Origin of the sequence: Streptomyces albireticuli, assembly GCF_002192455.1 — a bacterium.
GTDB classification, from domain to species: domain Bacteria; phylum Actinomycetota; class Actinomycetes; order Streptomycetales; family Streptomycetaceae; genus Streptomyces; species Streptomyces albireticuli_B.
The window spans coordinates 8,077,264-8,099,849 of record NZ_CP021744.1 but is presented as its reverse complement, the minus strand read 5'-3'; the positions used below and the strand labels follow the sequence as shown (position 1 = coordinate 8,099,849).

The 22,586-nt window shown below is 71.9% G+C and carries 15 protein-coding genes and 2 pseudogenes; 13 read left to right on the top strand and 4 right to left on the bottom strand.

The window, feature by feature from the left end; translation table 11 throughout:
* The first annotated feature begins 204 nt into the window (after positions 1–204).
* The 9 genes from SMD11_RS34410 to SMD11_RS34370 all read left to right on the top strand — a co-directional run bounded on the left by SMD11_RS34410 (position 205) and on the right by SMD11_RS34370 (position 7,992).
* Positions 205–1,083, top strand: coding sequence for an SAM-dependent methyltransferase (locus SMD11_RS34410; protein WP_159395473.1), 879 nt, complete (start codon positions 205–207; stop codon positions 1,081–1,083).
* Positions 1,084–1,234: 151 nt separating this feature from the next.
* The gene (locus SMD11_RS34405; RefSeq protein WP_087930159.1) at positions 1,235–2,557 is read left to right on the top strand and encodes a TauD/TfdA family dioxygenase; all 1,323 of its coding nucleotides are present in this window, start codon (positions 1,235–1,237) and stop codon (positions 2,555–2,557) included.
* Positions 2,551–2,877: a hypothetical protein gene (locus SMD11_RS34400; protein ID WP_087930158.1), complete on the top strand. Its 327-nt coding sequence runs from the start codon at positions 2,551–2,553 to the stop codon at positions 2,875–2,877. The genes SMD11_RS34405 and SMD11_RS34400 overlap by 7 nt, the downstream gene beginning before the upstream one ends.
* A 127-nt stretch (positions 2,878–3,004) precedes the next feature.
* Positions 3,005–4,147 carry an endonuclease/exonuclease/phosphatase family protein gene (locus SMD11_RS34395; protein WP_324614808.1) on the top strand — a complete coding sequence of 381 codons (1,143 nt, stop codon included), beginning with the start codon at positions 3,005–3,007 and terminating at the stop codon, positions 4,145–4,147.
* Positions 4,148–4,158: 11 nt separating this feature from the next.
* Complete coding sequence (locus SMD11_RS34390; RefSeq protein ID WP_159395472.1) at positions 4,159–5,043, top strand: glycosyltransferase family 2 protein; 885 nt, start codon at positions 4,159–4,161, stop codon at positions 5,041–5,043.
* Complete coding sequence (locus SMD11_RS34385) at positions 5,036–6,301, top strand: glycosyltransferase (RefSeq protein ID WP_159395471.1); 1,266 nt, start codon at positions 5,036–5,038, stop codon at positions 6,299–6,301. Before SMD11_RS34390 ends, SMD11_RS34385 begins: the two co-directional genes overlap by 8 nt.
* Positions 6,302–6,428: 127 nt before the next feature.
* Positions 6,429–6,797 (top strand): hypothetical protein, encoded by a 369-nt coding sequence (locus SMD11_RS35720; protein ID WP_159395470.1) that lies wholly within the window; start codon positions 6,429–6,431, stop codon positions 6,795–6,797.
* Between the two features lie 57 nt (positions 6,798–6,854).
* Complete coding sequence (locus SMD11_RS37430) at positions 6,855–7,493, top strand: DUF6431 domain-containing protein (RefSeq protein ID WP_418952549.1); 639 nt, start codon at positions 6,855–6,857, stop codon at positions 7,491–7,493.
* Positions 7,494–7,557: 64 nt separating this feature from the next.
* A complete protein-coding gene (locus tag SMD11_RS34370) occupies positions 7,558–7,992 on the top strand; it encodes a hypothetical protein (protein WP_087930153.1) in 435 nt (144 codons plus the stop codon).
* Positions 7,993–8,008: 16 nt separating this feature from the next.
* Here SMD11_RS34370 and SMD11_RS34365 read toward each other — a convergent pair whose 3' ends face one another.
* Positions 8,009–8,206 carry a phosphotransferase gene (locus tag SMD11_RS34365; protein WP_234366319.1) on the bottom strand — a complete coding sequence of 66 codons (198 nt, stop codon included), beginning with the start codon at positions 8,204–8,206 and terminating at the stop codon, positions 8,009–8,011.
* A gap of 244 nt (positions 8,207–8,450) precedes the next feature.
* On the opposite strand from SMD11_RS34365, the gene SMD11_RS34360 reads away from it, so the two are divergent.
* Positions 8,451–9,263, top strand: a complete 813-nt coding sequence (locus tag SMD11_RS34360; protein WP_087930152.1) for a methyltransferase domain-containing protein — start codon at positions 8,451–8,453, stop codon at positions 9,261–9,263.
* A 1,046-nt stretch (positions 9,264–10,309) separates the two neighbouring features.
* Here the strand turns inward: SMD11_RS34360 and SMD11_RS34350 are convergent.
* Positions 10,310–10,486: an e9imm peptide gene (locus tag SMD11_RS34350; RefSeq protein WP_418952548.1), complete on the bottom strand. Its 177-nt coding sequence runs from the start codon at positions 10,484–10,486 to the stop codon at positions 10,310–10,312.
* Between the two features lie 355 nt (positions 10,487–10,841).
* Between SMD11_RS34350 and SMD11_RS34345 the strand changes: the two are divergent.
* A pseudogene (locus SMD11_RS34345) lies at positions 10,842–11,378 on the top strand (hypothetical protein).
* A gap of 8 nt (positions 11,379–11,386) precedes the next feature.
* On the opposite strand, the gene SMD11_RS35710 reads toward SMD11_RS34345, so the two are convergent.
* On the bottom strand, positions 11,387–11,551 hold the full coding sequence (locus SMD11_RS35710; RefSeq protein ID WP_159395468.1) for a hypothetical protein: 165 nt from the start codon (positions 11,549–11,551) through the stop codon (positions 11,387–11,389).
* A 112-nt stretch (positions 11,552–11,663) separates the two neighbouring features.
* Positions 11,664–11,975, bottom strand: coding sequence for a hypothetical protein (locus SMD11_RS34340; RefSeq protein WP_159395467.1), 312 nt, complete (start codon positions 11,973–11,975; stop codon positions 11,664–11,666).
* A 553-nt stretch (positions 11,976–12,528) separates the two neighbouring features.
* Between SMD11_RS34340 and SMD11_RS37425 the strand changes: the two are divergent.
* Both SMD11_RS37425 and SMD11_RS36070 read left to right on the top strand, forming a co-directional pair.
* Positions 12,529–19,612 (top strand): annotated as a pseudogene (locus tag SMD11_RS37425) (type I polyketide synthase); the annotation flags it as partial.
* Between the two features lie 81 nt (positions 19,613–19,693).
* On the top strand, positions 19,694–22,579 hold the full coding sequence (locus SMD11_RS36070) for an HAD-IIIC family phosphatase (protein ID WP_418952547.1): 2,886 nt from the start codon (positions 19,694–19,696) through the stop codon (positions 22,577–22,579).
* The last annotated feature ends 7 nt before the right edge of the window (positions 22,580–22,586 follow it).

The following is a 22,586-nucleotide window of genomic DNA, read 5'->3' as shown; positions in this document are numbered from 1 at the left end:
CAGCGGCTCCCGCTCCCGGGACAGGTGCGGGGCCCGGTTCCACGTGGCTACAGGTCTTCTAGCTCCGCCGCCACCTGAGCGGCGGACCTGCTTCGCCGTCCGCTTCTCCGTCCGGCAGACCCAGGTCCCTCCCTCCGGGGCGCAGGGCCCGAACCGCCGGCGCGGCTCTTCCCCCTGCCCCGGCCTGATCCGGAGAACACCACCGTGACCGACCACCTGACCGCCACGCCCCCTGTCGCTCCCGTGCTTGAAGACATCCCTGCCGTGCAGGCGGGACGGTGGGAGCTGCCGCCCTCGCCAAGCCTGGTCCTCGACAGCGACTTCTCCGTGAGGCCGGACCCGGCCCGCGTCTATGACTTCTTACTGCGCGGCTACAACCACCTGCCCGTCGACCGGCAGATGGCTGCCGTCCTGCTGGCCGAGGACCCGCAGGCTCGGGTGGCGGCGCGCATCACCCACCGGCACCGCGAGCTGGCCCTGACCTACCTGGCCGTCGAGCGCGGTATCCGGCAGGTGCTGGTCGTCGGGTGCGGCTATCCGCAGCGGCCGTACGTACACAAGGTCATCGGCCGGTACGGCACGTCCCGTGTCGTGTACACGGACACAGACCCCGTGGCACTCGGGCACGCGCGCGCCGTCATGAACACCACACCGCCGGGTCACACCGGGTTCGTGCTCGCAGATCTGGCCCAGCCTGGCACCCTGGCCAGCGTCCAGGCCCGTGAGGTTCTGGACTTCAACCGACCGGTCGCGGTCCTGCTGCATCACGTGCTGCACCTGCTGCCGGACCCCTACAACCTGGTCACACAGCTCAAGGACATGCTGGCCAGCGGCAGCGCCCTGTCGATCACACACCCCACCGGCGATCTCCACCCCCGGCACGTGGCCGCCGCCGAGGCGGCCACGGCTGCGGGGATACCCATGTGGCTGCGCACCCGAGATGAAGTGGAGGCGTTCTGCGTGGGCTGGCGCCTGGCCAAGGGCGGCGTGAAGCCCGTGGCGTCCTGGGGCTGCGACAGCAAGGCCGCACCGGGCAGCGGGGCATCCTCCGCTGCCCACGCCGTCATCGCCCTCAAGTCATGAACAGGAAGAGATCAGTGCGACTGTCGGTCAGCGTCGGGGGCGCGTTGCGCGGCACCGTCTCCCCTCTCTCGTGCCTGATCAGGGCGCTTCTGGCCCAGGACTACATGGGCCTGGCCGGGCTGATCCCCGGGAACACGAGCGGTGGTGCAGCATGAGCGTCGCGACCGCGCCGCACGCCTGTGCGCCCCATACGTCCCAGACCGTTCCGGCGCTCCGCAAACGCCCCCGGCTGCGCGCCCCGCGCATGGAGGCCATGGGCATCGCCCCTCGCCGCGAGGCAGTACGGGGCGCCCGGCACGCGGTGAACGCTCTGATGTCCCGCTGGGACATGAGTGACGAGGTGCAGTTCCGGGTGGAGCTGATCGTCAGCGAGCTGCTGACCAACGCCCTTCGGCACGCCTCGCCGGGCCCCGGCGGCGAGATCGGCCTGTACCTCGCCAGCGACGGTGGGGGCGTCTTCGTGGAGGTCGAGGACGGGGGCAGCACGGAGGCCTCACTGTTCGCCTCCTTCGCGGTCGGCGCGGTGGGCGACGGGGAGTCGGAGCATGGCCGCGGGCTGCTTCTGGTGGAGGAGCTGGGGCGCGGCCGGTGGGGGTGGCGCCGGCTCGGCAACGGGCACCGCGTGGTGTGGGCCTACGTCAGCTTGGTCGAGAGCCCGGGGTGCGAGATGAGCACGGTGCGTGCCGGGGCGCCCGCGGCGGTCAACGGCCGGCGTCGTAGCACCCGGCTGTTCGAGAGTCTTCTGGTCAACGTCTGGGGCGAGGATGCGGCCGGTGTCATCGCTGACCGGTTGTGGCGGGTGGGGCTGGTGACGGTGTCCGGGCTGACCACGGCTGAGGCCGTCGCCGACTTCGCGGCCCGGGTGATGGACACCGGCCCGTACGAGGGCGGGCTGTTCGGCCTTCACGGGATACGCGACACCCGCCAGCACACGCACCGTGTGGACGGCGCTGTCCTGACCCGGGGGCCGGTGGACCTGCACACCTGCGGCGCCGCCCTGCGGGAGCCGCCCCGTCTGGTCCTGGTGGTCTGCTTCAGGAAGGCCAGTCGCGGCGGGGAGACGCTGCTGGCCGATGGCCGGGCCGTCTTCGACGACCTGCTGCGGGAGCAGCCGGATGCCGCGCACGCGTTGTCGTTGCCGGGGGCCGCCGCCTTCTTCGGCCGGGGACCGGATGCTTTTGCCGCTCCGGTCTTCCAGGTCCTGGCCGGTAAGCGTCGTGTCGTGCGATTACGGCAGGACGGGCTGATTCGCTGGCCCGAGCACACGCAACCGTACGTGCCCGCGTTGCGGGCCCGCCTGGCCCGCCACCAGCGGGTGATCAAGCTCCGCCCTGGTGAGGGCTACCTGCTGGATAATTCCCGCTGGCTGCACGGACGGGGAGCTTTCGCCGGGAACCGGATCTTCCACCGTGCCGAGGGTTCCCCGCTCATCCCCATGGACAGCGATGCCTGGCCGGGGGTGGACGCGTGGTGAACCGCGTGCGCGTCGAGGCCGCCGCCCGCGAGGGCTTCCAGCGGGCGCTGGGCGAGACGGAACCCGTCTCCACGGCCGCGCTGGAGCGACTGTGGGATGCCTTGCACCGGTGGAGCCCGGACCCGCGCGACGAACCCACTATGGCGCTTCCCGTATGGCGGCCGCCGCTCTCCCTGGCTCCGCCTCCCCCGCGGCTGCCGAGGCGGCATGCCCGCCCGCGTCACCGCCGGCAGCGCACCCTCACGCGGAGGTGGATGGCTCTGCTGTGCGGCCTCCCGGCCGTGCTCGGGCTGGGCGTGCTGCTGTCCGCCCTCCGCTAGCGCAGGCCAACAAGGTTCTGTGCTCCACCCGTCCGGAAGACCCAAGTCCCGCTCGCGCTGACGGGGCCCGAACCACCGGACGGCGACCTCCTTCAGCGTCCGGCGCGCGCCCGGTCGCCTCAGCGCGCTGTCGGTATCCCCGCAGCCCGGCACCGTCAGGCCCCGGTCCCTGCACTCCTCTTGCTTCCGGAAGGGAAGTTCCCGCCACCATGAGCAGCCCCGCACGAGCCGTCGCTCCTCCCGCCGCCCGACCCCGGGCAGGGACCGCCGCCGCCGCGAGCGGGAGGACACCCCGCTCGCCGTCGCGGAGCCGAGCGGGCCCCTGAGCACCAGCAGCGCCACAGCCGCGGACCACCGCACGCCCCCGGCCACCGCCGACGGCCAGCACCAGCTGACCGACGACGCCCGCTTCGTCACCTACAACATCCTCACCGGCGGCATCGACAGCACCGATGGCGGTGGCAAGGACGAGTCGCGGCGGCTGAAGCAGCTCGAGTTCCTGGACTCGCTGGACGCCGACGTGATCGCTCTGCAGGAGCTGCGCGGCTGGGACGCGGACAACTGGTCGCGGCTGTGGGCGGCGGCCAACTCCCTCGACATGGTGCCGCTTCCCCCGGTGATCTCCCGCCTTGGCCGCGGCAACCACCTCGCCCTGCTCTACCGGCCGGCGAGCGTGCAGGTCGATGGCTACGAGCCCGATGCGGCGCGTGGGGCGTTCTATCACGGGCTGGGCCGGGCCCGGCTGCGGATCAAGGACCTGCCGCAGATCACGGTGCTGTTCACGCACCTGTGCTTCCTCGGCGGGGCCGAACGCGTCGCGGAGGCGCAGTGGCTGGCCGGGTACGGCGACACCTACGAGCGTAAGCCTCAGCGGGTGGCTCTGCTCGGTGACCTGAACACGATCGGCGCGAACGACGAAGAACCGGACTGGAGGCGGATCCCGGGGAATCTCCGCTCCCGCCACTGCGAGCTGACCCGTGGCGGCGAGTTCGGGAAGACCGACCGGCGGGCGATCCAGATGCTCACGCAGGCCGGGTTCCACGACCCGTTCGACATCATCGGCCAGGTGCCGCCCCGGACCGCGGGCTACTGGAGCCCGGCCGAGCGTGTCGATCACCGCTCGGACTTCATTCTCGCCAACCGGAATCTGGTCGACTACGTCTGCGGGGCCCGGGTGCACGACACCGCACAGACCCGGGCGCTGTCCGATCACCTGCCCGTCGAGATGACCCTCAGCGCCTCCGCCCCCACGCGTGGGGGTGCGCGGTGACGGGCGGGGCGGTGAGCGTCGTGGTCCCGGTCCGCGACCACGCCGGGCATCTTCCCCGGCTGCTGGCCCGTCTGGCCCGGCAGGACTACCTCGGGGCGCTGGACGTCATCGTGGTCGACAACCACCCCCGGCCCCGCCTGTGCCACCAGCACTACCTGAGCTACCCGATGCCGGTGACCGTCCTGCACGAGGCACGGGCCGGGCTCGCGCGGGCCCGCAACCGTGGAATCAACGCCGCGTCAGGTGAGTGGGTGCTGGTCACCGAGGCGGACACGCTGCCCTGCGCCGGGTGGGTCAGCGCCATGGTCCGCGCGCTCGCCAACAGCGGCGCCCCGCTGGTCGGTGGGCAGGTCTTACCCGACTACCCCACCGCTGAGGGGCCCCTGCTCGGCAAGGGCGTGCTGTCCCTGTTCATGCCGACAGCCTGGCCCAGCGCCCTCACCGAGGTCGGCGGGCGGTGGCTGCTGGCCGGCTGCAACCTGGGCATGCCCCGCTCAGCCACCCTCACCTTCGACCCGGACCTGGGCGCCGGCGGCCGGTTCCTGATGTGCGAGGACCTGGTGACCACGATGAGCACCCAGGCCGCAGGCGAATTCGCGCTGCTGGTACCCGGCGCGGTGGTGCGCCGCGTCCTTCACGACCAGGACCTGACCGTGCGTGCGGTCGCCCGGCGGGCCTGGTGGCACGGGGTGGCCCTGGCCCGCGCGGCCCACAGCATGCCCTCAGCGAACCTGCCCCAGTACCCCCTGCGCGACGTCGCCCCCTGGAGCCGGGGGTTCTCGAAGGCGTGGCTGCTCTCCGCGCTCGCCGGCGTCGCCCGGATCGCCGGGCGCCGGGCCCACCGCCGGGGCCTGCGCCACCAGGCGCCGCGGAAGGCGGTGCACACCTGTGCCTGATGTGACTGGCCGGCGGCTGCGCGTCCTTGCGGTGTGCGCCACCGACGGATTCCTGGGTCCGCTGCCTCTCAACGCGGCAGCCGTCAGGGCGCTGGAGCTGAACTGGCACCTGGCCGAGGGCGATCACCGGGTGGAGGTGTCGATGCTGCTGTGTGACCTCAACCCGGCATCCTTCACCACCGGGTGGCCCTTCCCCGTCCAGTACCTGTCCCCCGGCGACTACTACGCCCGCGACCGGGCCCGCATGACACAGCTGGTGTGCGAGGCCCGGCCGGACGTGCTGGTGATCCCCGACAGTGCCCTGCTGGTGCGCGCCGGCCGTCAGCTGGCGGCCGCGGCCGGCTGCGTCCTGGTGTACGAGATGCATGGCCGCGTGCCCGCCCTGTCCCGTACCGGGGGGCTGGGCGGATCTGACAACGGTGTGGTGCAGCATGCGGCGATCCGTCTGGCGGATGCCGTGATCACCCTGACCGGGCGCGACACCCGCCGGGCCATCGACGCGGGGGCGGCCGGGCAGGTGCGCATCGTGCCCGCGGGGGCCATCCCGCAACCCGCCGCCGCGGGCGGCAATCCCCAGGGGCCGGTGGTGTTCGCCGCCGACTGCACGAGCGAGACCAACCAGCACGCCCTACGAACCCTGCACAAACAGATGCCCGAAGACGTACCGGTGGCGGTCTACGGCCGCTACCCGGCGCCGCTGGGCCGGGAGTTGCCCCGGTTCACGTGGCACGGGCCGGTGTCCGACCTGCACGCCGCGCTGATCACCGCGTCAGCCGGGATCGCCCCGCACGGCGAAGCACCGGGTGTGCGCGCCCAGATCCTCGCCTACATGACCGCGGGCCTGCCCGTCATCGCCACCCGCAAGGCGCTGACCGGCTTTCCCCACCCGGGGTCGTTCGCGCTGATCTCCGAGACCCCGGACGCATCCGACCTGCCCCACCTGCTGTCCGTCCTGCGCCAGGACCCGACGCTGGGGCGGCGCCTGGGACGCTGTGGCCGCCGTCTGATCAGCTCCGAGCTGTCCTGGGCGCGTCTGGCCGCACGGGCCGCATCGGCCTACCGGGACGCACGTCCCCGTCGCCGTGACGCGACGGCCCCGGCGGTGGCACGCCGACTCGCCGAACACCCCCCGCCCGCCCTCACCGCCCTGCACCATCGTTCTCTGGCCCGAGACGGACCGCGTCCAGCTTGTTCGACGACTCTCAGCGTGTTCATGAAGCGGGGTAACGGCGACATTCCCATTGCACACGGGATGTAGCCGGGTCCGGGACTGGGCTGTCTCTTCGTGCACGACGACACGGTGAACACGAACGTTCCATGGGGCCGTCGTTCGTTCAGAAGGCCTCGACGTCGGGCCGTGTCGACGGGGTCGGTACTCTACGGACGTGGATCACCCCGCCCGGCAGTACTACAACCCGCAACTCACAGCGGACGAAGAGCGCGTCCTTCTGCGGAGGAACTACCTGCTCAACCAAACAGGTCAAGCGGCGCTGGGACTCATCGGGCCACACCTTCGCGGTATCGCGGTAGAGCCTCGACCGGACGCGATCGTCCTCCACTTCGCCATCACCGCACGCACTGCTGAGGTGGAAGAAGACCTCGACGACATCATCTTCGAGCTCGAGGTGTTCCTCGGCGGCGGACCCGAACAACGTTCGGAGATCACAGCCGAGATCCCTGTTGGTGGGACAGACGCTACGTGGCCCGGGCGCCGGCACGCTCTGCTCTACGTCGCGAAGCCGGAATCCGGGTGACCGAGGCCCAGGGGTTCTGACGATTCCTCGTCCAGGGTCAACGGCGCCTTGAGCGACATGGTCCTTTGGCATTTGGGCAGGCTGGCGGTACTTCGTCCGTGCTCGGAGCTGAGCACAGCTTTGCCGCGGAGGCTGTCGGTGTTGATCGTGGACTCGGACGCGCTGCTGGTAGAGCGACAGCTGCGAGCCAGCCAGCTGGAATGCCCGCGGTGTTCCTCGGTCCTGGCACCGTGGGGGCATGGGCGGCCCCGGGAGATCCGGGGTGATCTGGGGGCCCGGCTGTTTCTGCGGCCACGCCGTACGCGTTGCTCAGGCTGCAAGGTCACGCACATGCTGCTGGCGGAGGCACTCTGGCCGCGGCGGGCGGATGCGGCCGTGGTGATCGGGGTCGGGCTGGCCTCGCCGTCGAGGCTCACGTACACCACCGGGCGTTCCTCGCCGCCCTCGCCGACGAAACAGAACGCGTCCCCCGAGCCGGCCCGCGCGAACTGCTCCAGCCGGGCGCCGGAAGCGAGGCGGACCCCCTCCTCCAGGCAGTGGGAGGCCGGGTCCGTCGCATCGAGGTCCGCGACCCCGGCGAAGAACGCGACGACCTCCTCATCGACACCCAGGGGGGCAGCAACGCTCCCGGCATATCAGGGCAGACGGGTACGCCGGCGGCTTCGTCGGAGCCTTTCCGAGGAGGGGGTGCTGTAACCGTGACAACGGCTCCGGGGAACAATGAGGCGAAGATCAGCGGAACCGAGGCGTGAGGAATCTGATGAAGAAGATCGTCCCAGTCTCTTTGCTCTGTGCCGCACTGGCCCTGGGCGCGGTGGGCTGCGACCTGTCTGATGGCTATGCGGAGCCGAAGGAGCTCCTCGGCTCCTGGCGTGGCGGCCAGGGAGCAGAGCTGACGTTCCGCGAGGACGGCTCCCTCACCGCGGTGAAGGTTCCCACTTCCTTCGCGGACTCCCCCTCGAACGACAACATGAAGCCCCTCACATGGTTCACGGGCAAGGGCACATGGCGCCTGGAGAAGAAGACCGAACTCGGGAATCAAAGGATCGACGTCATCCTCGGCGAGGTCTTCGGATCCAAGGAATCCATCGCGCTCAAGATCGACGGCAAGGGAGCCAAGAAGGGCATCTTCATCCGGCCTTCCGAAGACGGTTCGTACACATTCGCTTTCAAAAGGTCCTCCCCGCATGGCTGATGTATCCGTGATGGCCTCAGAAGGTGTCCCAGCGTGCGGTGGTGTGGCCGGAGCGGAGGGTGCTGCGGCGGTGTTCGAGCTGCCGGGTGGCCTCGGTGTCGCCGGTGCCGGCGCGCCTGATGAACGATCCCAGGGTGTGGAGGTCGCGTATGGCGATCAGGAGGGGTCCTTGCCCGTCGCGCGGGTCGTAGCGAGGGGTAGCATCGCGGCTCACACTGGGCAACCGGAGCGAGGACAGCCTCATGTCTGACACTGCCACTTCCCTGACTGAGCAGTACACGGCTGTCAGTGGCCGTGTGGATCTCCTCGTATGTGAGGTCCGGGGAGATGCTTGACGGTTCGGGCTCGGGACTTGCTTGACAGTGTCTCGCATGATGCTTGACGGTTCCAGGTGACGGTTGACGGTCAGCGGGAATCGGCGATGAAGCGGAGGACGGGGCCGCCCTTGCGGGGGAGGGGTGACCGGCGGCGCGCCGAGTTCGAGCCTGTCCTGTCCGGCGATCATCGCGGACATGCTCGACTCCCTCATCCTGGAGCCCGGCCACCGTGTCCTCGAGCTCGGCGCCGGCCAGGGCCTCAACGCCGCCCTGCTGGCCTGGCGGACCGGCCCCGGCCTGGTCACCACCGTGGAGGTGGACCCCGTCCTCGCCGCCGCCGCGCAGGACCGGCTGGAGGCCCTGGGGACAGAGGTAGCGGTGCGGACCGGCGACGGCGAGCTCGGCTGGCCCGACGGGGCTCCGTACGACCGGGTGGTGTCCACCTACGCGGTCGAGTCCGTGCCGTGGGCATGGATCGAGCAGACGCGCCCGGGCGGACGGATCGTGACCCCCTGGGGCCGGCTCGGGCACGTCGCGCTGACCGTCGCCGATGACGGCAGATCGGCGAGTGGGTGGATGCAGGGCCTGGCCGCGTTCATGCCCAGCCGCACCACCACCGCCGATGCCCGCCGCAGCTGGCGGCAGATCCGCGGTGAGCGGCCCGCGGACAACCAACGTGCCCTCGCCCTGCCCGGTCGGCTGGACGACGGCAACGCGTTGTTCGTCCTGCGCGTCTGCCTCCCCGATGTCGAGGTCTTCACCCGGACCGGCGACGACCGGACCGTTACCGGATTCCTCCACGACGGCCGCTCCTCCTGGGCCACCCTCACCCCGGCCGGAGAAGGCGTGGCTCTCGCCCGTCAGGGGGCCCGCGCCGCCTGGCCGACGAAGCGGAGCACGTCCTCGCCCACTGGGCGCAGCAGGGCGCGCCATCGTTGTACGACTTCGGCATGACCGTCCAGCCCGACCAGCAGTTCACCTGGTACAAGGACCCTGATACCGGCCCCTACCGGCTCCCCGCCGCTGCGTGACAGGCAGCGGCAGACCCGCCATCAGATGCCCGCTACGCCGAGGACCACAGCCCTAGAGACAGCGGGGCCTGACCGCCGGGGCAAGCGGTGCACGCCGAGGACGGCGCGGGGGTGGTGAAAGGGTTATGTGCCCGAACCAAGACGGCTGAAGGCCCAGCGGAGCACCTCTTGATCGACGCAGGCCCGGCCGGTGCGTTCCAAGGCTGTCTGAGTGTGGGCAGTCAGGCAGGCCCAGGTGACGGCGGAGCAATATTCAAAGCCCCGATGCCGGATTCTCCTGCGATTCCCAGACATCAGACCGCAGAACTGCCTTTAACTCAAAGGAACACCTGAACCGCCGGAGGCAGTCGCGGGACCGGAACAAAACACTCACCTGCCCCGGCACGGAACCCGTGGCCGACGCCCGGCATGCGGCGGTGCAGCGCCTGCAAGTTCTTGGGCGTTACCCCTTGATCGCGGAGCTGGGCCTCCCACTGGGCTGCCTGGTGGATCAGCGGCAGGGCCCGTTCCGAGGATGTTCCCGGGGCGGACGGAGCCCTGTTCCAGGACGTCAGCCGACGAGCGGCGCGCGCTTACCCACCCAGGCCGGATGGAGAGAACGGAAGATCCGGCAAGGTGTTCAGGAGCGTCCTCACCTCATCCTTGCCCGCACCCACACGCGTCTGGAAATCACAGTCGTCTCCCGTTTCCACAGCTTCACTCATCAGCGACTGAACGAGAGAGAACTCCTCCCGGGACATCGTGACCATGACCTGGCTCCCCTGGTTATCCACCCGCATCGCGTAACCACCCCTCCTCCGTGCGCGCACAGCTCCCACACCTCAGCTTCCACCATGATCAGCCAGGAAAACCACGAGGGCCCTCAGCCAGGGACCCCACCAGAGAGCCGCGTCGGGGACCTCCACGTCCGATGTCCCCCAGGGCCCAGAGGCCGCAGCGTCCTACGCTCAGCTCAACGGAGCCGTGCTCTCAGAGAGCGACCGGCCGGTAGGCGAGAGCCTTCTCGACCACCTCGTCGGCCGAGAGCTCCCCGTCCGCAGGCCAGAAGATCAAGTCGCTGAGGTAGCCGGACGGACAGCCCAGAGTGCCCTCGAGCGTGTCCAGCCAGCCGTCCGCCTCACTCCCCGCGGCGTAGTCCGCGTCCATGATCCGCTGCACCAGGACAACAGCCTCCGACCGGCCCACCCCCGCCGCATCCACCACACACCCCTCCCGCCGTGCCCCGTGCCCAGCCAGCCGTCCGGCGGCCCCGGCACACACGGTCGCGACACTACCGACCCCTGCACAGGAGCAGCCCGGTCTCCTGTCACCGGCAGAACGCGAGGTCCCACTCCCCCGTCGCCATCGCATCGAATGCCTCGGCTCGCAGCACCTGGTGGGGCATGCCTCGATCACACCCCGCCGTTTACGCTCTCGGCCGGCTGGGGACCGGATTCGTCGGACTCCCCTCTCATCGGCGGTCTAGGGTACGAGCACGCCGTCCCGCCCGAGGAGGAATCCGGTGCCTTCGCCCTGCGACCCCCAGTACGCTCCCGCCGGCGATGTCAGCGCTGCGCTCATGGTGGTCGACTCTCGGTTCAAGAGCGTCCATGGTGGCAAGACCGAGGTTGACCCTGAACAGCGGAAGCTGACTGGCCAGTACATCGCGTCCTTGGGTCCCGAGGGCGCCGCTGACGTGCTGGACGGCGCGTGCACCCTCGTCTTCCTATTCATGGAGTGGCTGCGGAAAGCTCACGAGAGCCAGGGCAAGGACGTCATCGAGTACGTCGTCCCCACGCTCGTGGCCACGCTGCGGAGGATGACCATGAGTATCCGCCCCGAAGCCATTCCCACCATGGTCGGCCTGGTCGTCGCCGCGGGCACCGAGCTGAGTCCCAGTCTGTAGCGGAAGCAATACGGGGACTGGACCGACGCAGAGATGAATGCCCTGGAAGCCACCACCCTCCTGCTCGCGGAACACGTCAACCGCATCACTGACGATCCTGACTTCGCCACCCGCATGATCACCGAAGCCTTGTCCAACGTAGACCAGGGCTGAAGGGCGCTTCACAACGGCTTGAGGCGCATTGTTGGCCCCGGAACCCTTCCCGGCAGCAGGCGCCGGTACGTGACGTGATCCCGCAGCTGCTCCAGCCGCGCCGCGAGCAGGTACTCGGCGTTGCGCTCCCGGGCAGCGTCCGCAGCCAGTTCAGCTGCCCAGGTCGCGGCCACCAATCCGGTCTCATGACCGAGGGCCTCGGTCCGTCCGGCGCCGGTAGCCGCACATCAACGGAGGCTCGTACCGCACGCGGACACTGGCGGGTCCCGCCGTCGCGGGGAGCGGTTACGAGCCGAACCTCACGCTGTGAGGGAGGTCGCCGAAGAAGTTGGTGAACTGGCCGGACTGCAGGCTGCCCCAGGGATTCTGGCAGTTGCCGTCGAAGTAGAGCGTGGCGGTGGCGTTGGTCTGGTTCAAGGCGTTGGCCGCACCGTCGTGGAGGGGCTCGCACACGCGGAGGGGCGGGTCGGTGATCGAGAAGTCCCCCGCCGAGGAGTGGTAGATGAACGTGCCGCTGGCGGCATAGGCGGTGCTCGTGGGCAGCGCGATGAAGACCACCAGGGCAGCAGTGATCCGGGAACTGTGGAGGTGGTCCACCGGACGGTGACCGCCAGTCCTCACAGATACTGAGGGCTGACGGTCCAAGGCCGTCCTCTTGCGGTTAGCCTCGCCCTCGGATTCCGGCCGACGGCGGGGGCCTCTTTTCCGCATCCCGGCGAGGCCCGGCTCCGGGCCGGCCCTCGCCGGCTTCCACACCGCGGCCTGCGCAGGTACCCCGCGATGCGGCTTTCTCCTCACACGCCATCTTGACGGACCTGCCCCGCGCGAGTACCGGCGAGGATCCGGGCCGGGACTCCCCGCGCACCGTGCGGATGAACTCACGCCGCCCGGCCCATCGGCCGGCACACCGCGAAACAAGGCAGGCTGACGCGCTCGGCCCGCGCCCGGCGCAGGGGCGGCGGCCTCGACCGTGGCGGTCCCGGCGGCGACGTCGGGGCCGCCGGGTCCGGGAGGCTGCATGACCTCATGGCCGCACGCCGACCGGTGTGTCTCCTAAGTTGTATGCCTATTGAAACCATCACGGACTCTGGCCTAGCCTCCTGGATCACAAGGGTGAAAGAGGTAATGCGCCGTGCGATCCGATCCACTCATGACGATCTCCGAACTGGTTTTATCGCACTCCAGAATTCGGGGCGAAAAAATCGCTTTTCACGACGACTGCCGGAGTGTTGACTACCGGCAGCTGGAAAAGCGCACCCGGGGTCTCGCCGGGAGACTGGGAGCGGAATGGCTGCGGCCGGGCGACCGAGCGGCGATCCTGCTCGGCAATCGCGTCGAGACGATGGAGAGTTATATCGCTCTCGCCCGGGCCGGCGCGATCGCGGTCCCGCTCAACCCCGCCGCGACGGAAGGCGAGCTGTCCCATGTGCTGCGCGACAGCGCATGCCGAGTCGTCATCACCGACCGCGCGCACGCCGCTCTGCTGCGGCAGGCGGCACCGGACGGCCAGGCGCCCGCCCTCGTGATCGCGGGAGACGGCCCGGCGCTGGAGGGGTCCCTCTCCTTCGAGGCACTGGCGGACACTCAGGAGCCGGCGCCCGCGCCCCGGGACGACCTGGGGCTCGACGACGTGGCATGGATCTTCTACAGCTCGGGGACCACCGGCCGGCCCAAGGGCGTGCGGGCCACCCAGCGCGGCTATCTGTGGTCGGCGTCCGCGTCCTACCTCGACATCCTGGGCCTGTCGGCAGCGGACCACATGCTGGTTCCCATCCCGCTGCACCACGCCTTCGCTTACAGCCTGTGCGTCGGAGTGCTGACGGCGGGAGCGACCGCGCGCATCGTGACCGGGTTCGACGCGGACGAGGTGGCGGACCTGCTGGACACGGACGCGTACACCTTCCTCACCGGCGTTCCCACCATGTTCCACCAGCTCGTGACCGCCGCCCGGGGGCGTGACGCCGCCCCCGCGGGGCCGCGTGTGTGCGTCGTGGCCGGCGCTCCGAGCAGCGCACAGCTGCGGAGCTCCTGGCAGGAGACCTTCGGCGTGCCCCTTGTGGACGGCTACGGAGCCACGGAGATCTGCGGCGTCGGTACGCTCAACTGGCCTGTGGAAAAGGGCGCGGAGGAGTCGTGCGGCCTGCCGCTGCGCGGGCTCGGCGTCCGGCTGGTGGATCCGGACACCGGAGCGGACGTCCCCCCGGGCGGCGAGGGCGAGATGTGGATCAGCGGCCCCAGTGTCATGCCCGGCTACCACAACCTGCCCGAGGCGAGCGCGGCCGTGCTCGTCGACGGCTGGTACCGCACCGGTGACCTCGCCCGTGCGGACCGCTCGGGACGCCTCGCTCTCACCAGCCGTATCAAGGAGCTCATCATCCGCGGCGGAGAGAACATCTCGCCCACGGAGGTCGAGGAGGTCATCGCGTCCGCTCCCGGTGTGGCGGACGTCGCTGTGGCGGCCAGGGACCACGAGGAGCTCGGGCAGGTGCCGGTGGCGTTCGTCGCCGCCGCGGCCGGCCGTGTCGACGCCGAAGAACTCCTCGCTCTCTGCCGCCGTCGGCTCGCCGCCTTCAAGGTTCCCGCCGAGATCCGCCAGGTGGAGGCCGTGCCACGCAACGGCTCGGGCAAGCTCCTCCGGAGCCTGCTGTGGGAGCGCCCGAGCCGACTGCTGGCGCCCGCGCAAGCGCCCGCTGCCGCGCCGCTGGAGCCGGAGCCGCACCGGCGGCCGGCCGAACTCGACCCGTCCGGGCGGGAGGAGCTGTTCACCGACCTTGTCCTGGCCGAGACCCGGAGCCTCCTTGAACGTGAGGGGCAGGGGCCGGTGGAACTCAGCGGGGACTCCGTCTTCATCGCGCTGGGCCTGCCGTCCGCCGGAGCGGTCCACCTGCGCAACCGGCTCACGGAGGTCACCGGCATCCCCCTGCCGACGACGCTCGTCTACGACTACCCGACCCCGCGTGCCGTCGCCGGCCTGCTGCGTGAGCTGACGGGCCCGGCCGCCTCATGCACCCCCGTCGCGCTGCCGTACGAGGCGACGGCGGACGACGATCCCATCGCCGTCGTCGGCATGGCCTGCCGCTATCCGGGTGGGATCGCCACCCCGGACGACCTGTGGCGGCTGGTGAGGGAGGGAGAGGACGCCACGTCGGACTTCCCGGCCGACCGCGGCTGGGACGTCGAGGCGCTGTACGACCCGGAGGGCGTGCGCCCGGGTGCCACGTACACCCGGCGGGGCGGGTTCCTGCACGGCGCGGCGGACTTCGACGCGGAGTTCTTCGGGATCCCGCCCCGGGAGGCACTGACGATGGACCCGCAGCAGCGACTGCTGCTGGAGACCTCGTGGGAGGCCCTCGAACACGCGGGAATCGGTCCGCGGACCCTGAAGGGCTCCCGCACCGGGGTCTTCGCCGGCGTCATGTACCACGACTACGGGCCCGGTGGGAACGCGGGCAGCCTGGTCTCGGGGCGAGTGGCGTACACGCTGGGCCTGGAAGGTCCGGCGATCTCGGTGGACACGGCCTGTTCGTCCTCGTTGGTGGCCGTGCGTCTCGCGGCGCGGTCGCTGCGGTCGGGCGAGTGCTCGCTCGCGCTGGCGGGCGGCGTGGCGGTGATGGCCACGCCGGGCTCGTTCGTGGAGTTCTCCCGCCAGGGCGCGCTGTCCGGCGACGGCCGGTGCAAGCCGTTCGCCGCCGCCGCGGACGGCACGGCCTGGGGCGAGGGGGTCGGGGTCCTCGTCCTGGAGCGGTTGTCCGACGCGCGGCGCCTCGGGCACCGGGTCCTGGCGGTGGTCAAGGGCGGCGCGGTCAACCAGGACGGGACGTCCAACGGCCTGACCGCCCCGAACGGCCTGGCGCAACAGCGGGTGATCCGGGAGGCGCTGGCCGGTGCGCGGCTGTCGGCCTCGGAAGTGGACGTGGTGGAGGCGCACGGCACCGGCACCACGCTCGGCGACCCGATCGAGGCCCAGGCCCTGTTGGCGACGTACGGGCAGGGCCGCCCGGAAGGACAGCCGCTGTGGCTGGGGTCGTTGAAGTCCAACATCGGTCACACACAGGCCGCCGCCGGTGTGGCGGGAATCATCAAGATGGTCATGGCGATGCGGCATGGCGTGCTGCCGCGGACGCTGCACGTGGACGAGCCGTCCCCGCACGTGGACTGGGCCCAGGGCGAGGTGTCGCTGCTGACGGAGGCCGTGCCCTGGCCGCGGACGAGCCGCCCCGCCGGGCGGCGGTGTCCTCGTTCGGTATCAGCGGCACCAACGCGCACGTCATCCTCGAAGAGGCACCGGAAGCACAAGGACTGCGAGCGGGCGACGACGGCGTGCGCGCCACAGGGTCGGTGACGCCGTGGGTGCTGTCGGGCAGGACGCGCTCGGCCGTGCGAAGCCAGGCGGCGCGGCTGCTGAAGCGGGTCACCGAGGACACCGGCCTGGACCCGGTGGACGTGGGGTTCACCCTGGCCGTCGGCCGGGCGGCGCTGGAGCACCGCGCCGTGCTGCTCGGCGGTGACCGCGACGCGCTGGTCGCCGCCCTGACGGCCCTCGCCGAGGGGAAGGCCGGCGCGAGCGCCGTGGTGACCGGCGCGGCCCGGGGCCGTTCGCCCGTGGCGTTCGTGTTCCCCGGGCAGGGCGCGCAGTGGGTGGGCATGGGCCGGGACCTGCTGGAATCCTCCCCGGTGTTCGCCGCCCGGATGGCGGAGTGCGAGGAGGCGCTGAGCGGCTACGTCGACTGGTCGCTGAGCGATGTGGTGCGGGGCGCGGCGGGCGCGCCCGGCTTGGACCGCGTGGACGTGGTGCAGCCGGTGTCGTTCGCGGTGATGGTGTCGCTGGCCGCGCTGTGGCGCTCCCTGGGGGTCGAACCCGCCGCAGTGGTGGGGCACAGCCAGGGGGAGATCGCCGCCGCCTGCGTCGCGGGCGCGCTGACGCTGGACGACGCGGCCCGTGTGGTGGCGCTGCGCAGCGCGGCGATCGCGGCGCTGTCCGGACAGGGCGGCATGGTGTCGCTGTCCCTGCCCGCGGACGAGGTGCGGACGCGCATCCGCGGCTTCGGCGGACGCCTGTCGCTGGCCGCGGTCAACGGGCCTTCCTCCACTGTGGTGTCGGGCGACCCCGGCGCGTTGGACGGACTGCTGGCGGCGTGCGAGGCGGAGGGCGTACGGGCGCGGCGGATCAGTGTGGACTACGCCTCGCACTCGGCTCAGGTCGAGCGGCTCGAAGCGGAGCTCGCCGAGGCGCTAGGAGGTGTGCGGCCCCGCTCCGCCGCCGTGCCGTTCTACTCGTCGGTGACCGGCGGGCTGCTGGACACCGCCGTGCTCGACGCGGGGTACTGGTACCGCAATCTGCGGCAGACGGTGGAGTTCGAGCAGGCCACCACCGCCTTGCTCAAGCGCGGCATCACGGTGTTCGTCGAGGTCAGTGCGCATCCGGTACTCGCCGTCGGGGTGCAGGAGAGCGCCGACGCGGCGGACGCCCGCGCCACGGTGGTGGCGGCACTGCGCCGTGACGAGGGCGGCCTGGCCCAGGTCGCCGCCGCGGCGGCCGACGTGTTCGCCGCCGGTGTGCCGGTGGCGTGGGAGGCGCTGCTGACCGGTGGTAGGCGGGTCGAGCTGCCGACGTACGCCTTCGAACGGGAGCGGTTCTGGCTGCCCGCCCGGAGCGCCGCCGCCCCTGTGGCCACTCTGGGTCTCACCTCGGCGGACCATCCGCTGCTCGGTGCGGCGGTGCTGCTCGCCGAGGAGCGCGGCGCGGTGCTGACCGGGCGCCTCTCGACGGCGTCGCACCCCTGGCTGGGCGAGCACGCCGTACGAGGCGTGGTCCTGCTGCCCGGCACCGCGTTCGTGGAGATGGCGCTGCGCGCCGGGGACGCGGTGGGCTGCCCGCACCTGCGGGAGCTGATGCTGGAGGCGCCCCTCGTCCTGCCCGAACACGGCGCGGTGCGCGTGCAGGTGGCTGTCGGCGCCGAGGCCCCGGACGGGACCCGCCCGGTCAGCGTCCACTCCAGCCCCGAGCATCCCGACGACGCGCCCGTGTGGACGCGGCACGCCACCGGCGTCCTCGCCGGTGCCACGGCGGATCCGCCCGCCGAGGACGGTGTGGGCGCGGTGTGGCCGCCCCTGGGCGCCACGGCGGTCCCGGTGGACGACCTCTACAGCACGCTGGCGGGCCTGGGGTTGACGTACGGGGCCGCCTTCCGGGGCGTATCGGCGGCGTGGCGGCGTGGTGATGAGGTCTTCGCCGAGATCGCCCTGCCCGGGCTGCTGTGGGAGGACGCGCGGCGGTTCGGCATCCACCCCGCACTGCTCGACGCGGCGCTGCACCCCGCCGTCCTGGGCGGGGACCTCGGCGCCGACGACACGGGGCACACGCGGCTGCCGTTCTCGTGGAGCGGTGTCACCGTGCATGCGCGCGGCGCGAGCGCTCTGCGGGTGCGGATCGCGCCCGCGGGCCATGGGGCGATCACCGTGCGGGCAGCCGACCGGACCGGTGCTCCGGTCGTCCAGGTCGATTCCCTCCTGCTGCGCCCGATCGCTCCCGGGCAGCTCGCGGCCGCCCGGAGCGCGGGCGACGAGCGTACGGCCCTGCTCCGACTGGACTGGGCTGTTCGCTCCCCCTCCCCCGCGGCCCTCCCCGGACCCGCCTCGTGGGCCCTCGTCAGCGCCGACGAAGCGCCGGGCGCGCCTGCGGGGGTGCCGGTCTACGCGTCGGTCGGCGCACTGGTCAGCGCCGTCCGGGCCGGTGCGGCCGTGCCGGAGGTCGTTCTGCTGCCCGTGACCGGCGCGGGTGCGGGCGATCTGCTGTCCGGCGTGCGGAGGGTCGCGTGCCGGACACTGCGGGCGCTGCAGCAGTGGCTGGCCCAGGACGTGCTCACCGCGTCGCGTCTGGTCGTCCTGACCCGCGGCGCCGTGCGCGTCGGCGCCGGCGAAATGGACCTGGCCCAGGCCCCGGTATGGGGGCTCGTACGCGCCGCCCAGAGCGAGAACCCCGGCCGCATCGGCCTCGTCGATCTCGACGGTGCGCCGCACGGCTCCTGGACGTCGCTGCGGGAGGCCGTGGCGTCGGACCTGCCGCAACTCGCGATCCGCGACGGGAAGATCCACGCCCCTCGGCTCAGCCGCCACCGGGCCGCCGCCGCGTCCACGCCCCCTGGACTCGGTGCGGGAACCGTCCTGATCACCGGCGGCACCGGTGGTCTGGGCGCTCGGCTGGCCCGCCATCTGGTGACGCTGGGCGTGGCGCACCTGCTGCTGCTCTCCCGCCAGGGCGAGCTGGCCCCGGGGCCGAAGCCCTGCGGGAGGAGCTCACCGCCGCCGGAGCGCGCGTCACCATCCGCGCGTGCGACGTCGCCGACCGGGCACAGCTCGGTGAGGCGCTGAGCGCGATCGACGCCGCGCATCCACTGACCGCCGTGGTGCACGCGGCCGGTGTCCTCGACGACGCGATGATCGGATCGCTCTCCCCTGAGCGCGTCGACACCGTTCTGCGGCCCAAAGTCGACGGGGCCTGGCATCTGCACGACCTCACGGCCGGTCTGGACCTGTCCGCCTTCGTGACGTTCTCCTCCGTCTCCGCGGTCATCGGCGTGCCGGGGCAGGGCAACTACGCCGCCGCCAACACCTTCCTCGACGCGCTCGCACAGCACCGCCGCGACGCGGGCCTGCCAGGGCTCTCCCTGGCCTGGGGGCTGTGGGACCAGCGCACGGGGATGACCGCACACCTGGACCGCTTCGACCTCCAGCGTCTGGGCCACGGCGGGATGAGCCCGCTCACCGCCGAGCAGGGAATGGCGCTGTTCGACACCGCCCTGGCCACGGCCGGGCCCGGCACGGATGCGGCGCTGGTCGCCCTGGCCCTGGACCTGCCCACCCTGCGGGCCACCGAACCGCACCTGCTCCCACCGCTGTTCGCCGGGCTGCTCACCCAGCGGCGCGCCACCGCGGCGGCCCCGGCCGCCTCCCGGCGCGAGCTGCCGCCCGCGCGCCACCGCACCGGCCCGCTCTCCCGGGAGCAGGCGGTCGACCGGCTCCGGCACCAGATATCCGGCCTGCTGGGCTTCGACGCCGACCGGTTCGACGTCGCGGCGTCGCTCACCTCGCTGGGCATGGATTCGGTGCTGGCCATGCGAGCTCGCGGCGTCGTGGAGCAGGACTTCGGCCGTACGGTGCCGATCGCGCTGCTGCTCAACGGCGCCGGCGTCACCGACATCGCCGACCACTTGGTGGCCGAGACCGCCGACGTCACGCACCGGGAGCGCGACGCGGCGCCCGTCGCCGCTGCGGCGGTCGGCGAGATCGTGTTCCGGCCGGCGACCCGGGACGTGATGCGGCTGGTGCGCGCGGAGCAGCAGGGCACGCCGGGTGTCACGCACCACATCGGCTTCGCCGTGCGGCTCGCCGCGCCGACGACACGCGAGCGGCTGAGCGAGGTGCTGGCCGGGCTCGCCGATCGGCACGCGGCGCTGCGGACGGCGATCGTCCCGGACGCCGAGCACGGTCAGCGGCTCGAGATCCGGCCGCAGGGTTCGGGCGTGCTGCTGCGCTGGTCTCCCGTCGGCGACGGCGTCGACGTCGATCAGCGGCTCCGGGAGCTGATGGAGCCGCCGTTCGATCTCGCCGTGTCCCCGCTGTGGCGATTCGAGCTGCTGGAGTATCCCTCCGGCGAGCAGGTGCTGATCTACGGTGCGCATCACGCTGTGTCCGACTTCCCCTCGCTCGTCCTGGCGGCGGCCGAGATCGGCATGGGGCTGTCCGGTGCGCAGCTGCCCCCGGGTCCGTCCCTTCAGGACATCGATCTCCTGCTGGGGGCGCAGCGGGCGGCTGGTCGCGACGCGGCGACGCCGCAGGGGCTGGAGCGCTACGCCGGGTGCAGCAGGCTGGAGCTGACCTTGGCCAGGCCCCGGCCGGCAGCGCGCAGCTACCGCGCGGCCACCGAGTTCGTCGAGCTGCCCGAGGAACTGCTCGAGCGGGTCACGGCGCGGGCGCGGCGGCTCGGCATCACCCCCGCCGCGCTGTGGCTGGGCACGCTGACCGTCTTCCTCGCCCGCCTGCGCGAGCGGGAGCGGTTCGTGCTGGCGGTTCCGGTGGACACCCGGATGCACGCCGGGGCGCTCGACGCGCTCGGGTTCTTCGGCATCCCGATCCCGTTCGCGGCCGAGGCGGCGCCGGGCGAACCGGTCGCCGACGTGCTCCGCCGGACCGACAGCCGCCTGAGCGCGGTGCTGGAGCAGGGAGTCACGCTCTTCGACGCGATGCCCGCCCTCGTCTCGGCGGGCCTGCACCGCGACAACGCGCCGCTGATCGAGGTGTATTTCAACTACATCCGGCCGCAGGCGCTGACGCTGCACGGGCTGGAGGTGCTGCCCGCGGGCACCGGCTACTCCGACCTCGATCTGATGATCACGGTGGTGCCCGACCTGGGCCATCTGCGCCTGGACTACAGCCTCGACATCCTCGACGGGCCGAGCTGCGCCCGGTTGGGGCGCGCCTTCCTCGCCCTGGTCGCCGAGGTGGCCGCGGGCACGGCGGACGCGATGGACGCGATGGACGCGGTGGACCGTGCGGCCGTGGAGACGCGGGCCGGCGCGCCCCAGGCCGGGGAAGCGGAGCCCGCGGGCATCGCGATCGCGGCCACCTTCGCCCTCGGTAATCTGCCCGCACTGGTGGACACCGCCCTGGAGGGCGCCGGACTTACCACCGTCGAGGCCCCGTACCACCAGGTACTGGCGAGCCTGCACGATCCGGCGGGTGTGCTGAGCGCGCCCTCGACCGCGGTCGGCGTCGTGCTGCTGCGCGCCGCGGACCTGGGACGTTTCGGCTCGCTCACCGACGACGTGCTGGCCGATCTCGCCGAGGAGTACCGTGCCGCGCTGCGCGCCCTGGCCGAACGGACGGGAAAGCCGCTGGTCATCGGCTTCCTCCCGGCCCGCTCCGAGGACCGGCGGCTGCGCGGCTGGGAGCAGTCGGTGGCGGCAGGTCTGCACGGCCATCCCGGCATCGCGCTGCTGGACGCCGGCAGCTGGAGCCGCGGCACGGGCGTCGACAACGTCTTCGACGAGCAGACCGATACCCTCGCCCATCTGCCCTTCCGGATGGAGTTCCAGGCGGCCGTGGCGCTGACCGTCGCCGAGCTGGTACGAGCGGTCCGGCGCACGGCACCCAAGGTGATAGCCGTGGACGGGGACGAGACCCTGTGGAGCGGCGTCGCGGGCGAGATCGGACCGGACCGGGTAGATGTCGGCGGGGACCGCGCGCGGCTGGCCCGCCGACTGCTGGAATGGCGCGCCGCGGGCGTACTGCTGGTGCTGGTGTCCAACAACGACGAGGCCACCGTGCGCGCCGTGCTGGAGCGGCCCGACAGTGTGCTCGGTCCCGACGACTTCACCGCGATCTCCGCGGGGTGGGACCCCAAGTCCACGCGGATCAGGGGGGTCGCCGACGAGCTGGGGCTCGGTCTCGACACCTTCCTTTTCCTCGACGACAACCCCGTGGAAATCGCCGCGGTGCGGGCCACGCTGCCCGACGTCCTGTGCGTGACGTGCCCGCCCGCGGACGAGCTGGCGGACTTCCTGACGCGGCTGTGGCCGGTCGCACCACGAGCGGCGACGCGTGAGGACGCCGCCCGGGCCGAGTTCTACCGCCAGGAGAAGGTACGCGGCGCGGCACGCGCGCAGACGAGTTTCGCGGAGTTCCTCGAGCGGCTGCAACTGGAGCTCGACATCCAGCCGCTGTCCGCCGCCACGGTGGAGCGCTCGGTCCAGCTGGGCCGGCGTACGAACCAGTTCAACCTGCGCCCCTCCCTGCTGGACGCGCAAGCGCTGCCGCGGTGGCAGCGGGAGGGCGAGGTGTGGACGGCGTCGGCGCGCGACCGGTTCGGCGCGTACGGGCAGATCGGCGTGGTGGCGATCCGTCCCGACGGCGACACGCTCGACGTCTTGGCGTGGATGCTCAGCTGCCGGGTGCTGGGCCGCGGCGCCGAAGAGCGGCTGCTGCGGTGGCTCGCCGACCGGGCCGAGGCCCTGGGCTGCCGGTCGGTCCGGCTGACCGCCGAACACACGGACCGCAACGTCCCGGCACGGCGGCTGGTCGCCGCCCTGGGGGGCGAGGACGCCGACGCGCCACAGCTCCAAGCGGTGGTCACGCCGGCGCGGCTGAGGGAGTTCCGCTCGTGGAACGCCGCAACGACACGAACAGGGGATGAGACCAAGTGAGGGAACC

Coding starts and splice junctions, on each gene's coding strand:
- SMD11_RS34370 (WP_087930153.1), top strand. CDS start 7,558: ATGAAGAAGATCGTCCCAGTCTCTTTGCTCTGTGCCGCACTGGCCCTG.
- SMD11_RS34350 (WP_418952548.1), bottom strand. CDS start 10,486: ATGGACGCGGACTACGCCGCGGGGAGTGAGGCGGACGGCTGGCTGGAC.
- SMD11_RS34405 (WP_087930159.1), top strand. CDS start 1,235: ATGAGCGTCGCGACCGCGCCGCACGCCTGTGCGCCCCATACGTCCCAG.
- SMD11_RS36070 (WP_418952547.1), top strand. CDS start 19,694: ATGCGGCTGGTGCGCGCGGAGCAGCAGGGCACGCCGGGTGTCACGCAC.
- SMD11_RS37430 (WP_418952549.1), top strand. CDS start 6,855: ATGGTCCTTTGGCATTTGGGCAGGCTGGCGGTACTTCGTCCGTGCTCG.